Source organism: Lysinibacillus capsici, from assembly GCF_020217405.1.
Classification (GTDB): domain Bacteria; phylum Bacillota; class Bacilli; order Bacillales_A; family Planococcaceae; genus Lysinibacillus; species Lysinibacillus capsici.
The window spans coordinates 3,727,924-3,743,516 of the sequence record NZ_CP084108.1; the positions used below are offsets into that span (position 1 = coordinate 3,727,924).

Consider the following 15,593-nt stretch of genomic DNA (forward strand, 5'->3'; position numbering starts at 1 on the left):
AGCTTTCACTCAAGAACAAGGAAGTAAGATTTATTTCACACCTTTTTCCATTGCTTTCCAAGCCAATGTTGCACATTTAATTCGTGCTGGGAATTGTGAAACACCTTGCAGTGCCTCAACATCCTCAAGGTCATATTTATCACTGTACTCTTCACCCATCATCATTTTAGAAAAAATATCAGAAAGCTCAATAGCCTCTTCTACTTTCTTTCCTTTGATGAGCTGTGTCATCATTGATGCAGAGGACATAGAAATAGAACAGCCTTCACCATCAAATTTTGCATCCTCTACAACACCGTCTGTCACTTTCAATGTTAAGTGAATACGGTCGCCACAAGTCGGATTGTTCATATCGATCGTTACAGCATTCCCATCTAAAGATCCTTTATTACGAGGATTCTTATAGTGATCCATAATGACTGAACGATATAGTTGATCTAAATTATTAAAAGACATCGCCAAAATACTCCTTCGCAGAACGTAACCCTGCAACTAAACGGTCAATATCCTCCTCTGTATTGTACAGATAGAAGCTTGCTCGTGCTGTCGCTACTTGCTGAAGACATTTCATTAGTGGCTGTGCACAATGGTGTCCAGCACGAACAGCAATACCGTTCATATCAAGCACAGTTGCCACATCATGTGGATGTACATCATCGAGATTAAATGTCACTAATCCACAACGCTTCATAGGGTCACGTGGGCCAAAAATTTTCAAACCGTCAATTGTCTCAAGTTGATCCATTGCGTAGCCTGCAAGCTTATGCTCATGCTCTAGAATGTTATCTAACCCGATATCAGTTAAGAAATCAATAGCGGCTCCTAAACCTATTGCACCTGCAATAATAGGCGTTCCACCTTCAAATTTCCACGGTAATTCCTTCCACGTTGATTCATAAAGCCCAACAAAATCAATCATTTCGCCACCAAATTCAATTGGCTCCATCTTTTCAAGGTGTTCCTTTTTACCATATAGTACACCTATTCCAGTTGGTCCGCACATTTTATGCCCTGAGAAACCTAAGAAATCTACATCCAAATCTTGCACATCAATTTTCATATGTGGCGCAGCTTGTGCACCATCGGCTACCATGACAGCACCATTAGCATGTGCAATTTGCGCAATTTCTTTAATTGGATTTATTGTTCCAAGTACGTTTGATGCCATAGACACCGAAACAATTTTAGTTTTAGGTGTGACTATTGCACGTACTTTCTCTAGGCTAAGAGTGCCGTCAGCTTCAAGCTCAATGTATTTTAAAGTTGCATTTTTTTCTTTGGCTAATTGTTGCCAAGGAATAATATTGGAATGATGCTCCATATGAGTAATGACTATTTCATCACCCTCGACAACATTTGCACGTCCATAACTTGTCGCAACTGTATTTAAAGCGGTTGTTGTACCACGCGTAAAAATAATTTCCTGTGTTGATTGTGCATTAATAAACTTACGAACCTTTTCACGAGCACCTTCATATTTATCTGTTGCACGGTTTCCTAGTGTATGCACCCCACGGTGAACATTGGAATTATCAAATTCATAATAAGCTTTAATCGCTTCAATCACTTGAACAGGCTTCTGAGACGTCGCTGCACTATCAAGATATACAAGTCTATGACCATTTACATCCTGATTTAAAATTGGGAAATAGCTTTTAATGTCTTTATTCATCATTAGCGAACTTTCCTTTCAATAACCTCCGTCAGTTGCTTTTGAACGCCTTCAATTGGTAATTGCGTAACAACTGGCGCAAGGAATCCATGGATAACAAGGCGCTCTGCTTCTGCTTTCGAGATACCACGGCTCATTAAATAGTAAAGCTGTAATGGATCTACTCGACCAACAGATGCTGCGTGTCCTGCTGTTACATCATCTTCGTCAATTAATAAAATTGGGTTTGCATCCCCACGAGCTTTTTCTGACAGCATTAATACACGTGATTCTTGTTGTGCATCGGCTTTTGTTGCACCATGCTCGATATAGCCAATACCGTTAAAGATTGACTGAGCTGCATCTTTCATGACACCATGTTTTAAGATATGCCCGTTTGAGTTTTTACCCCAGTGACGAACCTCAGTAGTGAAGTTAAGTTTTTGTTCTCCACGACCAACTACGACTGTTTTTGTATCTGCATGAGAACCGTCACCAATTAGATGAGTAATATTTTCTGAGATTGTATCTGAGTCATTCATTAAACCAAGAGCCCAATCTACTTTTGCGTCACGTGCTAAACGTGCACGACGATTTACATATGTCGTAAAGCCTTTTGCAAGCACATCCACTGCTCCATATGTTACTTGCGCATTATCTTGGACAACTACTTCTGCAATAATATTTGCTTGGCCTTTTGCTTCTTCAACCGTTGAAATATATGTTTCCACGTATGTTACAGCAGAATTTGCTTCTGCTACTATTAAAACATGGTTATATAATGAAGCTTCCGCATTGTCATTAAGGAAAACAACTTGAAGTGGTTGCTCAATGATCACGTTTTTTGGTACGTATACAAACACTCCACCATTAACAAGTGCTGTATGAAGTGCTGTTAACTTATGCTCATCTACTTTAACAGCTTCTGTCATAAAGTATTTTTGTACAAGTTCGCCATATTCACGAACTGCTGTGAAAATATCAGTAAAAATAACACCTTTATCAGCAAGTTCTTGTGATGCCTTAATATATGCTGGTGTATTATTACGTTGAATATATAGGTTTTCTTGTGCTTCAAGGTCAATTAAACCTTTTGCTTCTTCAGGTAGAGCATCCAATGAAGGGAATGCCTCACTATGAACTGCCAACGCTGGGAAGTTCATGAAATCCCATTTTGTAATATTCGTTCTATCTGGTTTTGGCAAATCTAAACCAGTTACTTTGTCTAGTGCTGCCGCGCGAAGTTCTGTAAACCAAGTAGGTTCACCATTTGCTTCTGAGAACGAGCGCACGTCCTGTACTGTTACAGGCAAGTTAAGTTCCACTGTCATGCTAGTTCGTCCTCCTTTTTATGCTTCTTGTTCTTCTGTTTCTTCTTCGATTCCTAATTCTTTTTTAATCCAGTCATAACCTTCTGCTTCTAAGCGTTGTGCAAGCTCTGCACCACCTGATTTCACAACACGTCCTTGCATCATTACGTGTACATGGTCTGGTGTAATGTAGTTAAGAAGACGTTGATAGTGTGTAATCATTAAGCAGCCAAAGCCTTCACCGCGCATTGCGTTGATTCCTTTAGATACTACTTTAAGAGCATCAATATCAAGACCAGAGTCAATTTCGTCTAAAATAGCGATCGTTGGTTTAATCATCATTAATTGAAGAATTTCATTACGTTTTTTCTCACCGCCAGAGAAACCTTCATTTAAATAACGTTGTGCCATATCTTCGTTCATTTCTAGGAATTCCATGTTTTTATCTAATTCGCGGATAAATTTCATTAATGAAATTTCATCGCCTTCTTCACGACGCGCGTTAATTGCTGAACGTAGGAAATCAGCATTTGTAACACCAGCAATTTCAGAAGGATACTGCATAGCTAGGAATAAACCAGCTTGAGCACGCTCGTCTACTTCCATCTCAAGAACATCTTCGCCATCAAGCTCAACAGTACCTGAAGTTACTTCATATTTTGGATGACCCATAATAGCAGAAGCTAGTGTTGATTTACCAGTTCCGTTTGGTCCCATAATTGCGTGAATTTCGTTTGTATTAATTGTAAGATTTACGCCTTTTAAAATCTCTTTTCCGTCGATAGCAACGTGAAGATCTTTAATAACTAAAGTTGACATGAAAATACCTCCATAGTGTTCAGTGAATGGGTCAACCATTCCTTAATTATCATCATTCTAATCTTAACTGAAAATCGTTCTCTATGCAAACCATTTCAATTACTTTCCCATTCCTTAAATAAAATCTTTAAAAATAAAGACTTTGTAAGCATTTTCAGATTATTACTACTTCACCTAAACAATGAGAATAGACTTTCTTCATTTTCAATAAAATATCCCTAATTGAGAATTGATTTCATCTAGCTACATAGTGAAAACCTCGAGAAAAGTGCTAATTGTAGCTGTTTTGTGACAAATTAGCATAAACAACATATCTATACTATAACCTATTTCATTAAAATGGAATCAATTTAAGTTCATATTGGAAGAAAGAAATTTTGCTATAAAAATTAATGGATTGTATCCTCAGAAAAGTAAATTTAGTTAAATGAAAAGACAGAAACGTAGATTGTATCCAACATTTCTGCCATTTCTCCATTAATTTAGATGATATGCCCATAAATATCCTTTTGATTCCAGTAAAAAAGCATCTGACTCTGAGGTAGAAGTGATAACAATTGCATCATTTGTCTTCAGCTCATAGCCCTCATTCACGCGTTCTATTTGAATAGGTAAACCTAGCTCTATAAAAAGCTGACGTAGACGGTAAATCGTATTATAAAGATTAGCTAACGCTTTTTTCTCATCTATATTAGGCCAAATATCATCTAAAATACGATACTTCGATACTACGATTCCTTCATGGACTAATAAATAATAAAATAGCTCCTCCGTAACCTTTGTTCGCCATTTAATAGCTTTGTCATGTATCCTTGTTCCAACCTCACCTTTTAAACTAACTACCAACTTCGTAGTGTTTCGCTGTGTTTGACGCCCATAATATTTTGTAAGTCTTTCATTTACTTGTAGTACAATACTTGGTGTCATGGGCTTTAATACATAGTCTAATGCTTGTACTCGAAAAGCATCAACAGCATATTTTGCATAGGCTGTTGAAAAAATAATAGGGACATCAATGCCTTCTTCTACTAAAATAGCCGCAAGCTCTAATCCATTCATCTTAGGCATTTCTATATCTAAAATTAGCGCATCATATTCACCCTTAATGGACAAAATTTGAGTTATTGCTTCTAAAGGTGATGTAAAGGTGGCAATAACTTGAAAAAGTCCCTCTTTTTCAAGTAATAGCTTGTGCAAATCTAAAATTGGCTGTTCATCCTCTACCATAATAATTTTCCACATGTTGAAGCTCCTTTAAAGGTTGTATAAGTATCATTGTTGTACCTTCATCTTTTTTAGAAGTAATAGAAAGAGTAGCACTCGGCATTTCTTTTACTCGACGTAGAACATTAGTAAATCCGATGCCATTTGAAAATATATTTTCTCCATTGTTTAAAGCTTTTACCTGTTCCTCAGTCATACCAACGCCATCATCTCTCACTTGAATGCTAAGATTATTTTGCTGCCTTTTAATTTCAATAAAGACTGTCCCATTTCCATCCTTTTCAAAAATCCCATGACGAATTGCATTTTCAACTAAAGGCTGTATCAGTAAACTTGGAATTTCTACCTTGGCAGCATCTAATGTCTCTTCTACTGTCAAAATAACCGTTAACTTATCACCAAAGCGTGCTTGTTCAATCTCTACATAGGCATGTATAATTTCAAGCTCTTTCTCTAACGTTGCGCGTTGTCCATCCTTACCTGATTCTAATATATAACGTAAATAGGTAGAAAGCATCGTTAATAAATGCCCTGCTCGCTCTCCGTCTGTATAACAAAACGAAATAATACTGCTGAGTGCATTGTATAAAAAATGAGGATTGATTTGTGCCTGTAGAAAAGCCATTTCATGCTGTATCGCTTTGCCCATCGCATCTTTCGTTAATGCTATAGCCGATAAACGCGAAAGTAACATTTCTTTTGTAGCTGGCTTACGGATATAATCATTGGCTCCTGATTCCAGGATAAGTGAAATATTCGTTGGATATTCATTGGCTACTAACATCATAATCGGTAAATCTATATAGCTATAATACTGACGTATATACTTGGTTAGGGCAATGCCCCCCATTCCAGGCATCACTTCATCTATTAATAAAAAATCAGGTCTTTTTTGCTGAATAACGCTGAGTGCCTCCTCAGGAAAATGCACTACCTCTATCGCATATTGGCCTTGTAGTAATGTTTGTAAAACCTCTGCATGAATGACATCATCCTCAACTATGAGTAATCTTGGCAAATTTTCATTGAACAGTGGCTGATCATTCGTAATGATAAACTTCTCGTTGTCTTTTAGCACTTGCTCATAGCCCCCAAATGGCAAGGTGATGATAAATCGAATGCCATTATGTAATAAATCTATCGAATATGTACCACCCATCTGCTCAATGATGGCTTTCCCTATCGACTGTCCTGTCTCATCTGCTGCTTTTTGCTGTATAGGCTCAGGGCCAGCTCCTTCTACCAAGATCCTTACGTCTGTATCAAGATGTAAAACAGTTAGAATCACATCCCCATTCCCAGCGTGAGCAATAGCTGTTTCAAGTACCCTGTATAAGATTTGTCCTACACGCTGCTCATCAGCTTGAACTAATAATTTCGGATTCATGTGCTTGTATAAACGAATATGCGTTTTTTTTATTTTCTTTTCGTGCATAGTTAGTACATGCTGAATAATCATTTGTATATTAACTGGATGTACATCTATTTTGAAATCCTGAAATCTTATTCTAGTAAAATCTTTTAAGTCATTTACTAGATATAATAAGCGTTCTAATTGTTGTTCTAGTAGTTGTTGCTTATCCGTCATAGATTGATTTGATAAGGATTTTATTATATTTAATGCATGATAAAGAGGTTGTTCTAATTCATTTGTTGTCACTTCTAAAAAGGAATCCTTACCGATTGTCGCCTTTTCTAGACGTTGACTATATAATTCAGCGTCTCTTGTTCGATTAATTAGTCGCATTGCCAAATAAATATTCATACATACTACAAAGAATAGCAGACCAATACGATTAAAAACATTTCGTCCAGAGAAAAAAAGCTGATCAAAGGTTCCACTTATGCTAAAAATTAATAGAGATATAATTGTGGCACTTAATATTATCAGTTCATTTTTCGGAACATGAGCACTTTTCGTCATGATCAAATACAATAATCGTCCTATTATAAAAAATGCTAGGAAATTTATATAGGTAAAAAATATATATTGTAGCTCTGATAAGGATCTTGCTGGTAAAAGCAGTGTTCCAACACCATATAATAGTAGTGGTGACACAAATAATAAAGCTGTCCTACGCTTCATCATAGCTGTTACCGTATAGGCAAAGAACAGGAATAGCATCACTGCATTTATATATGTTATAAAATCTTGCAAACGAAAATAAAATTCAAATTCTATAGTAGGAAACTCTCTATAAAGAGTTCGTTCGCCTCTTGTACATACCAAAATTGCCAACGTAAAAAAATACATTGCACTATAAAAAAACGCTTTGTCTCTTATTCTTAATAAATACAAACTAAAATGAAAGATTGAAAATATTAATAACATGATAATCGTTGTTTTTTCTAAGTACACATCTTGAATGACATCTTTTGCAAGAGCATCCGCATCTCCAATATCTATAGGAAATATAATGCCATGCCTTGCATTATAAAAATCTGCAACTTGTATTGTTAGGATCACCGAATCTGAAGAAGGTGAAAAATACACTTCATAAACAGGATTACTTGGTTCCGATGCTTCTCGAGCAGTAGCAAGTTTACCATAGGAGGCAGCGATCTCATTATTTATAAAAAGTCGATGAGATGACCAAATATTTCGTACCCGAATACCTATTTTTTTGAAATGAGGGGGTAGCTTAATTTTAAGTTGATAAGTACCATACTCTGCATCGGCCTGCCATGGTCCAGGAACCTTTTCAATGGGAGCATGATCAGGAAAATTAGCGGGTTCAAGAAATTTATTGCCTATAAAACGCCATTCTCCAGACAATGCTACAATCTCTTCCTCTTTTGTTATTTCTGATAAATCTAATTGACCATCCACTGCCTGTAACTTAGTATTGCTTGTATCTTGATCGTTAAAAATTAAATAAGTTAGCATCGTGATGGCTATTAAAATAAATAACCAACTAAACTTTTTTTTATCATGAATCCCACCTCCTCCTCATCTTACAATAGCAAACTCTCAAATATCTAACAGCTTATAATTTTTATTTTGACATGAACAGTTATTTTTCATCTTAAATAATATATAATTAAGGTATAATCAATCTTATTTTTAGATTAATAGAGGTGAAATGTTAGTGGAGTTACGTCAATTACGCTATTTTGTAGAGGTTGCTGAACGTGAGCATATTTCAGAGGCAGCTGAGCATCTTCATGTAGCCCAATCTGCCATTAGTCGGCAAATCGCAAATCTTGAAGATGAGTTAGGCACCCCGTTATTTGAACGAGTGGGACGAAATGTCAAATTAACACCAATAGGGAAGACATTTCTTGAACATACCATTACGGCATTAAAGGCCATCGATTTTGCAGCAAAGCAAATAGAAGAATATCTTGATCCTGCAAAGGGCTCAATTAAAATCGGCTTTCCAACAAGTTTAGCTAGCTATGTTCTGCCAACCGTTATTTCAGCCTTTAAACGCGAATATCCTGATTTACAATTTCAACTACGTCAAGGGTCTTATCGATTTTTGATTGATGCAGTCAAAAATCGGGAGTTGAACCTCGCCTTTTTGGGACCCCTGCCCCCGAAGGACGAATCCATCCAATCAACCATTCTGTTCACTGAAAATATTGCTGCTCTTTTACCAGCCAATCATCCATTAGCTAAAAGAGAAAGCATACAGCTTGCAGAGTTGAGAAATGATCTATTTGTATTATTTCCAGATGGTTACATTTTGCATAAGGTAGCGATGGATGCTTGTCGAGCTGCAGGCTTTTTACCAAATGTCATTTCAGAGGGAGAAGATTTGGATGCACTAAAGGGCTTAGTCGCAGCTGGCATAGGTGTTAGTCTATTACCAGAGAGCTCTCTTTATGATTCAGCAGCTCGCTTTACCATTAAGGTCCCTATCGAATCTCCAACAATACCTAGAACAGTTGGTATTATTTCACCAGTTAATCGAGAAATCGCACCTTCAGAAGCTATATTTTTAGACTTTGTGAAAAACTTCTTTTCCCGCCTTTCTCAATTTCAATAAAAAAGAGCTAAGGGTAGAAGAATCAACCCTTAGCTCCTTTAATATGATTTAAATAATTTTTGTAAAATATAATAGGATTGTTTTAATCGCTCTTCATATTTGGGAACTTGCCATGTTTCCCATGTATAAGCAGACAGTGGTGGTAAAATACCATTAGTAGCTGCTGGCATAGATTGAACAACGTTGTTCTCTTTATCTACAAATAAAGCACCTATATAAATATTGTCTACTTTAACGGCCGCTTTATCGCCATCTTTATACAGGTTACCTATAAACTCACGCTGACTCGGATCTTTAGCTTGAATCAATAGCCAAGGGATGCGAAGTTCGATAACATTGTCATCGGTCCAAGTATAATCAACTAAAGAATCATAATCTTTTGCTTCTGGATTAGCATTTCCTTGAAGTAATTTCCCTGTTTCGTAGATACTAAAATCAGTCGTTCTATTTTGCTCAGGTAAAAATAGTTGTTTATTTAACACATAATAAATAGGAGAGAACTTTCCACTATTTTCAATAGCATTAGCCATTCGGGGAGCAACTAAATTTAAACGGTGGCCATATAAATAATCATAGAAATCGTAGTATTCATCAATAACAACTCTAGATTGACCATTTTTGTTGAGCTCAACTATAAAATCAACACCATTTGAAAACTTCATATTTTTTATAGATGTAGCAGACGTATTTCCTTGATCTGGTACAACATCTAATAAAATGCGAGGAGAGGTATTGGCTAACTTCTCACTTTTTAATTTAATGTACAAGTAGCGCTCATCATAGTCTACTGCAAAATCTGTTGGATTGTTTGGTGCAGTATCATATAGCTGTTTACCTGTCCATTCCGTTGTCTCTCCATCTACTTTTACCTTCAGTCTATCAAAGCTTAATAAACCAAATTGTTGCTCATTTGTTTGAGCATTGGACCAAAATGGTCGACGATTCGGATCATCATAATCCATCGTATTCCACGTTCGTTTAAACCACTCATCTTGCCATGTAAAAACAAGTCCTCCCATGAGCCCTTCATGCATAATATCCTCAAATAAATGTTGAAGTGTTTCTCCCTGTGCTTGTTCTGACATTTGCCCCTGATTCCAACCATATACATTATCATGTGTTTTCCCACGTGATGCTGGTATACCAAATTCCGCAATAAGAACAGGCATAGTATGAGCTTCATGGAGCTCATTTAAATAACCTGCATAGCTATTTTTGTTCCCACGGAAATCGACATAATTTAAATAATCTTTATCGAAATTAAAGAAGTCAGGGTAGTAAGGATACACATGATAGGAAGCAAATTGTCCCGGCGCAATCATCTCTCCTTTCGTATAAATAACATTTGGATTGACCCCTACTAAATCTTCTTCCTCAGATGGCTCTGACGGATGTTCAAGAATGTCCGTTGTGACCCAGTTCGTGAAACTCATTGGACGTAGCCAGTTATATTTTTCCTTTTCATAAACTGACACAACATCCATTTGTTCTGCTAGCCAATGCTCAAATGGAGAGGCATTCTTGGTTTCAAAAAAAGTACCATTGTACTGACCAATATTTGCATGTTTTTCATTCGTTCCAGCAACCATATGTGGATACCATTCAATTCCTAGTACCCATCCTATAACATATTTTGATACGTCTACATCATACAAGCCAGATGCATGTCCTGGTCGAGGCTCCACATAGATATTTCCATGAATGACATCTACCACTCGTTTCATTTCTAATTGAAAATCTTTTAACGTTTCTTTATCATAGGCGTCCAATGAATTTGCTAAACCTTCTTCATTAATCCAAACCCCATGTAAAACATATAATGGGTTAGTTGAATGTTCTTCATTATATTTAGCAAGTGCTCTATAAAAGCCAGGTGGATGTAATGTATAGACTCGTATCGTATTGGCATTCATTTCTGCTATTTGTTTAAACCATCGATAATATTCCTCTTCTGTAATTGCTGCTTCTCCAGGAAAGGCGCCAGGTTTCCCCATTCCGATATTGACACCCTTAAATACGATTGGTTCCCATTTGCCATCTCTTAGCACTTCAAAAGATTGTCCCTGAATCCTTGCATTATAGTTTAATTTTTCATAATTTACTGTTTCCTGAACCTCTTTGTGCTCAAATGAATCAAATATTTTATGCATTACTGGGATGTAAATGGACCAATAAAACGAACTGTCCGCATACTTCTCAGCATATTTATAGATTGTAGGTAACCCTTTTATTTTATAAATATTCGGTACCCGTGCGATATCATTAAAATCTCCTGCAAAATAATAACTAGATGTGTAGCTTTTATCTTGGCCTACAATTGCTGCAAATTGTTCTGGAATGCCATTATCCTTTAACAGTTCTGTTCCTTTTTTCGTTAAATCCCATTTATAATTTGCTAGAGCATCTTCAGCATATTTGGGTGTAATAATGTCAAACCAATAATTGTATTGCGCCCTTGCAGATGAATGAAAGAATTTTTCCCCATTTTCAGTAAACTGCACTTGAATACCTTCAGATTTAACATGCCTGTCCATTTCTAGAACAAGGAGCTCTTCAGTTATTTCGTTAAATAGTAAAAAGCCTCCACCTTTATATGACCAATTATCGCCATGTTCATCGATAACCCATTGCGGTATTTCTAAGTTTTTATGATAATCAAGCTCATCGAAATAACGCCCGATCCAGCCAGACCATGTGATTCCTAAATAATCCTGTAATTCTTTACGAACTTCCCCTGATGTTGGTGAAGCAAACGTGTTATACTCGGCAATTAACATACTCTTCTTTTTGCTGGCTAAGCGTTCGACGATTGCCTGCCATTCTTTTTGTTCAAGTCCTCCAACAATTTTTTCAGAACGCTCACCTAAACGTTTTGCTTGTTGTAAATCATCTTTATAAACTCCGTACGTATCTGCCAAATAAATGACATCATAGTCACTATAATCATTTGGCAAATTCTTTTCTACAACGCTTTTAGTTTCATCATTTGGAACGGTTCCATAGAAATTGCGTTCCACTTTATAAGGTTCATTATTCAATCTATATTTATAATGGTTTAAAAACCAATTCACCCCTAAGTGCTCTCGGTAAGATTCATTCGGAACCGTTTTATCTATAATGGCCACATTTAGCTGTTTTTCATCTTCCAAGTACCACCATGCAATAGGGATTATAATGAGGACTAGAACGACCATAATCCCTATATAGACTCGTTTCATACACTTTTCTCCTTTTCAGCAATGCCGACACGTTTCATATTACCCCAGTCACTTTTTCTTAAGACAAAACGAACTAATCCCTCACAGCGCCAGAATAATGTTAGTGGGCGATACCAAAAAATTTCTGTAAACGCTAAAAGAATCATGCGGAACAACTCTCGTTTTTTCGGATACGTATTCATACTCCACGATTCAAACAATACTGCCGCTATTGAAAAAATAACACCATAAATAACGAATAGTAGTAGCAGCATGAGTGCAACCTCATAATAAATTTTCCCTAAGAAAAAGGCTATGACAATATAAATATATCCACCTAACTCGACAAGAGGCCCTAGACATTCTACTAACCAAAAATACGGGAACGAAAGAAATCCAATCATGCCATACCTAGGATTCAAGGTCATTTTTTTATGCTTCCATAGACTTTCAAATAACCCTTGATGCCACCTTCTTCGTTGATTGCGCAGTACCCCCAATGTTTGAGGTGCTTCCGTCCAGCAAACTGGGTCAGGTACAAATTCAATACGTTTATTTTCCTTTTTTTCTTTTATAAGTCGATGAATATTCACTACAAGTTCCATATCTTCGCCAATAATATTGGTTGAATAGCCACCTGCTTCAACAGCCCATTTTTTAGAGAAAACACTAAATGCTCCTGAAATAATAAGGACTAAATTGAATTTACTTAAAGCTATTCGCCCCATTAAAAATGCCCGCAAATATTCGATTACTTGCATAATTACTAAGTAATTGCTAGGTAATTGAGTTTCATAAATAGAGCCAAACTGCATCTTTGCACCATTTGCAATACGAATATTACCTCCTGCTGCAATGACCTCACCATCAGATAAAATGATAGGCTTCATCACCCGCAGTAAGGATTTTTCATCTAAAATGGAGTCCCCATCAATAGAGCAAAAATACGGATATTGAGATACATTAATACCCACATTTAGTGCATCAGCCTTACCACCATTTTCTTTATCAACTAAAATACAATTTTTATAGATTTCAGATTCATATATTTGCTTAATGTCTTTTGTAGGGATGTTAGTTCGGACAATTTTATTGATTGGCTTCATTTGAAAATGTTCGATGACCGTTTGAAGGGTTTGATCTGTAGATCCATCGTTAATAATGATAATTTCAGTTTGAGGATAACGTAAATTCAATAATGAATAAACTGTATCTACAACCCCTACTTCTTCATTGTAAGCAGGAACAAGTAAGGACACGGGTTTTGAATAAAAGGCATCGATATGCGCATCATCATACTCTGATAGATCGAGACGATAGCGTTTTCTTAAATCTAGCATAGCAATGATGAACATTGTACAATATGACACGATAACGAACAGCATATAAAATAAAATGATGCCCCCAAAAAACATCATGCAATAGTCAATTATTTTCATTTACTTCCCCTCTTTTCTTGCTGCAATTTCCTGGGCCATTTCAATTGCATATTGGTCATTTGAGGATTCAATGAATTGCTGTAATTTGGCTATACCTTGTCGATCTTCTACAATCGTTTTTGCCGCTTGGGAACGTACCCACCAATTCTCATCTTGAAGAAGCTGCTCTAAATAACTATAAGTGTAAGTTAGCGGTACATGCTTAAAAATTTTAGCAACCATTAACCTGGCTTCCCACATTTCTGAAGTCACAAAAGGTATCAAGGGATCAATCTCATCAATAATACCAATTTCATAAAGCCCTTTTAATGCTCTGATGTTAATTTCCGGTGTATCATGATCTAATAATTTTTTTAATTCATCCAGATACTCCATCTTTCTTTTTACAGCAGCAGTATCAATAACAGCAAATTGCATATTGGCTGACAAACTATTAAAATCATGGAAAAATCGAATGAATACATTATCATCTAATAATACAAATAGTCTTCTATATTCACTTTCAGCGTAATTTACATTGGAATTTTTTATTTTCTCCATAAATAAATCTGGTTGGAAAAGGGAGTATATTTTTAATAACTGGAAATGTTCTTCATCTGTACTGTTATTTTTTTCGAAATCTTGGCACTTCGTTAGCAATTCCTCTATTTGTAAGTCCGCAATTCGATAGAGGGCATTCATTCGAATACTCCATCGTCTACTTGATAAATCTTTTTCGTAGAATGCTTTTAAATATTGATTGGAGAATTGTTTAATTTTTAGTTCCACCTGTTCATTCCTTATATTCTTTAAATAGGATGAAAAAATTTTTTCAATAGCTTCTACTTGGGCACTTCCTCGAGGTACCAATACGATACTAAATAATGCGCTATTGAATAAGTAATCATACCAAAGTTGAGAATAATTTTGTAAATAACGGTCACGAACTTTTTCAAAATAGCTTTCACGCTGTCGCTGAACAAGTAAATACATTAAAAAGATAAAGAGCACAACTAATAAGAAGAAAATTATTGTAAAAAGCGTCGAAATAGTCAGCTTGATCATAGCCAAAACCTCGCAAACGTTCTTTTAATTTTGGCTTCTAGCAAACGTAAATTAAATGGTTTGACAATATATTCATCAACACCGCCTTCATAAGCATTAAGCGCTGCCCCTTCAGAATTGCGTTCTGACATCATATAAATAATAAATTTCTTTTCATTGGGCATATGTCGTAAGATATGCAATATTTCTAAGCCATTTTTTAGAGGTAAAATATCATTCATAAGAATTAGATGCATATGCCCTGATTTATAATCATCCGATTGCAAAAAGCTATAGCCATCATCATAAACCTTCACATCTAAAGAAAAATAAGGGATATTTATTTGATTAAGCGTTGACTTTAATACTTGTCTAAAAATTGCATTTTGCTCAATAATACTAACTTTCACTAATTCAGTTGGTTGCTCACAGTAATCCTTTACCTCTGCTATACTCCATATCAATTGCTCATCCCTTAGTAACATCTGTTTATTTTTATTTAACAGCTCTTCAAAAATAACGTTATTATTTCTTATTTCTGTTATAGAGGCTTTTAATGTAATCTGTTGGAACTTCCGTTCTGCTTTTAAGATGGCAAATATTCGTTTTAAAAACGCCCTAGCTTCTACATCACTACTTTGTAAAAAGAAGATGCCCCAATGATCCCCATCGGCTAGTTGAAAAAGCAAGTCTGTCTTGCGTATTTTTGATTGTAAAAACGAGGTAACTTGATCATTTAGTGGTGTAGAATTAGCTGTTTTTAAAAAGACTGCTGTTATGGTAAGGCGTGATCTAATAACATTTTCTCGCCATATTTTAAAGTAACGTTCTACTTCATGTTCTTGCATGATATCATGGGTGAATTTTATATCATTCATTAGAATCACTCCATCTAGTTTTTTCTTATTATTACTTTCTATCATTTATTTCGTATATTA

Annotated in this window: 11 protein-coding genes; 1 reads left to right on the forward strand and 10 read right to left on the reverse strand. The window is 35.8% G+C overall.

Annotated features, from left to right (window positions below; all coding sequences use genetic code 11):
- Positions 1–30: 30 nt before the first annotated feature.
- The 6 genes from sufU to LCP48_RS18515 all read right to left on the reverse strand — a co-directional run bounded on the left by sufU (position 31) and on the right by LCP48_RS18515 (position 7,891).
- Positions 31–456 carry a Fe-S cluster assembly sulfur transfer protein SufU gene (gene sufU / locus LCP48_RS18490; RefSeq protein ID WP_004228252.1) on the reverse strand — a complete coding sequence of 142 codons (426 nt, stop codon included), beginning with the start codon at positions 454–456 and terminating at the stop codon, positions 31–33.
- A complete protein-coding gene (locus LCP48_RS18495) occupies positions 446–1,675 on the reverse strand; it encodes a cysteine desulfurase (RefSeq protein WP_004228251.1) in 1,230 nt (409 codons plus the stop codon). Before LCP48_RS18495 ends, sufU begins: the two co-directional genes overlap by 11 nt.
- A complete protein-coding gene (sufD, locus tag LCP48_RS18500; RefSeq protein WP_009371996.1) occupies positions 1,675–2,982 on the reverse strand; it encodes a Fe-S cluster assembly protein SufD in 1,308 nt (435 codons plus the stop codon). The genes LCP48_RS18495 and sufD overlap by 1 nt, the downstream gene beginning before the upstream one ends.
- Before the next feature lie 18 nt (positions 2,983–3,000).
- Positions 3,001–3,780: a Fe-S cluster assembly ATPase SufC gene (gene sufC / locus LCP48_RS18505; protein WP_004228249.1), complete on the reverse strand. Its 780-nt coding sequence runs from the start codon at positions 3,778–3,780 to the stop codon at positions 3,001–3,003.
- A gap of 477 nt (positions 3,781–4,257) precedes the next feature.
- Entirely contained in the window at positions 4,258–5,022 is a 765-nt protein-coding gene (locus tag LCP48_RS18510) for a response regulator (protein WP_004228246.1), read from the reverse strand.
- A complete protein-coding gene (locus LCP48_RS18515) occupies positions 4,994–7,891 on the reverse strand; it encodes a histidine kinase (RefSeq protein ID WP_225340418.1) in 2,898 nt (965 codons plus the stop codon). Before LCP48_RS18515 ends, LCP48_RS18510 begins: the two co-directional genes overlap by 29 nt.
- Before the next feature lie 202 nt (positions 7,892–8,093).
- Here LCP48_RS18515 and LCP48_RS18520 point away from each other — a divergent pair, with 202 nt between their 5' ends.
- The gene (locus LCP48_RS18520; protein ID WP_004228242.1) at positions 8,094–8,996 is read left to right on the forward strand and encodes a glutamate biosynthesis transcriptional regulator GltC; all 903 of its coding nucleotides are present in this window, start codon (positions 8,094–8,096) and stop codon (positions 8,994–8,996) included.
- Positions 8,997–9,034: 38 nt separating this feature from the next.
- On the opposite strand, the gene LCP48_RS18525 is transcribed toward LCP48_RS18520, so the two are convergent.
- From LCP48_RS18525 to LCP48_RS18540, 4 genes are read right to left on the reverse strand one after another with little or no spacing between them, the layout of a single operon-like run.
- Entirely contained in the window at positions 9,035–12,214 is a 3,180-nt protein-coding gene (locus LCP48_RS18525; RefSeq protein WP_009371997.1) for a hypothetical protein, read from the reverse strand.
- Positions 12,211–13,632 (reverse strand): glycosyltransferase family 2 protein, encoded by a 1,422-nt coding sequence (locus LCP48_RS18530; RefSeq protein ID WP_004228239.1) that lies wholly within the window; start codon positions 13,630–13,632, stop codon positions 12,211–12,213. Before LCP48_RS18530 ends, LCP48_RS18525 begins: the two co-directional genes overlap by 4 nt.
- Positions 13,633–14,676 (reverse strand): HEAT repeat domain-containing protein, encoded by a 1,044-nt coding sequence (locus LCP48_RS18535; RefSeq protein ID WP_004228238.1) that lies wholly within the window; start codon positions 14,674–14,676, stop codon positions 13,633–13,635. It abuts the gene before it with no gap.
- Positions 14,673–15,533 carry a response regulator gene (locus tag LCP48_RS18540; RefSeq protein WP_004228237.1) on the reverse strand — a complete coding sequence of 287 codons (861 nt, stop codon included), beginning with the start codon at positions 15,531–15,533 and terminating at the stop codon, positions 14,673–14,675. Before LCP48_RS18540 ends, LCP48_RS18535 begins: the two co-directional genes overlap by 4 nt.
- Between the last annotated feature and the right edge of the window lie 60 nt (positions 15,534–15,593).

Excerpts from the sequence above, each read along its gene's own strand:
- LCP48_RS18515 (WP_225340418.1), bottom strand. The coding sequence starts at position 7,891 with ATGCTAACTTATTTAATTTTTAACGATCAAGATACAAGCAATACTAAG.
- LCP48_RS18535 (WP_004228238.1), bottom strand. The coding sequence starts at position 14,676 with ATGATCAAGCTGACTATTTCGACGCTTTTTACAATAATTTTCTTCTTA.
- sufC (WP_004228249.1), bottom strand. The coding sequence starts at position 3,780 with ATGTCAACTTTAGTTATTAAAGATCTTCACGTTGCTATCGACGGAAAA.
- LCP48_RS18540 (WP_004228237.1), bottom strand. The coding sequence starts at position 15,533 with ATGAATGATATAAAATTCACCCATGATATCATGCAAGAACATGAAGTA.
- LCP48_RS18525 (WP_009371997.1), bottom strand. The coding sequence starts at position 12,214 with ATGAAACGAGTCTATATAGGGATTATGGTCGTTCTAGTCCTCATTATA.
- LCP48_RS18495 (WP_004228251.1), bottom strand. The coding sequence starts at position 1,675 with ATGATGAATAAAGACATTAAAAGCTATTTCCCAATTTTAAATCAGGAT.
- LCP48_RS18530 (WP_004228239.1), bottom strand. The coding sequence starts at position 13,632 with ATGAAAATAATTGACTATTGCATGATGTTTTTTGGGGGCATCATTTTA.
- LCP48_RS18510 (WP_004228246.1), bottom strand. The coding sequence starts at position 5,022 with ATGTGGAAAATTATTATGGTAGAGGATGAACAGCCAATTTTAGATTTG.
- sufD (WP_009371996.1), bottom strand. The coding sequence starts at position 2,982 with ATGACAGTGGAACTTAACTTGCCTGTAACAGTACAGGACGTGCGCTCG.
- sufU (WP_004228252.1), bottom strand. The coding sequence starts at position 456 with ATGTCTTTTAATAATTTAGATCAACTATATCGTTCAGTCATTATGGAT.